Genomic DNA, 576 nt, shown 5'->3' on the forward strand with positions numbered 1-576 from the left:
TGACCTCTGGCAATTCAGGGAGAGAACTATCGACTATCGCTATATAGTGTTCATCGCGGGTGCTAGGGAAATTGACGTCAGCGCCTTGGGTTAAAAGTACGGGTTTTTCTAGGTTCTGTTCAATAGCGGTTTGCAAGCCGCGACCTTGAATGTTGTTGAAGGTGAACAATAAGACGGTGTTGTTGGTTGTGTTGGTATTCATCATCAATGAACCTCCTGTCGAGACTGCATAAACTCATTTCCTACTTGATGAAAGCGATAGAGCACCAGGTCTAACAGCCCATCAAAGCAATATTTCACCATGGGGTTTCCGAAGATTTGTGTGGCGGGGGCTCTAAAGAACGTAACGCGCCGATGTTGATAGAAGTCTCGAATAAAAATGTCGAAGAGAAGTTGTTTAATCACGGGCTCATGAACCGGGAAATGGATGATCGTATTTCCCATGACTTGGAGAATGTCGGTGACTAAGTACTTCAGTATCGAGCGCCCTAAATGCCAAAAGCTGAGAATCCTAAATTCAGACCTCAGCTCTTGATAAATCAAATGGCCAACCAACATGCCTTCACAGTAGTAGAG

General features: G+C 44.8%; 2 pseudogenes. Both read right to left on the reverse strand.

The window, feature by feature from the left end:
* Positions 1-205, reverse strand: a pseudogene (locus R7Q48_RS29540) (helix-turn-helix transcriptional regulator); the annotation flags it as partial.
* Positions 205-576, reverse strand: a pseudogene (locus R7Q48_RS29545) (XRE family transcriptional regulator); the annotation flags it as partial. The pseudogenes R7Q48_RS29545 and R7Q48_RS29540, both read right to left, overlap by 1 nt.

This window comes from Vibrio sp. 378 (assembly GCF_033339435.1).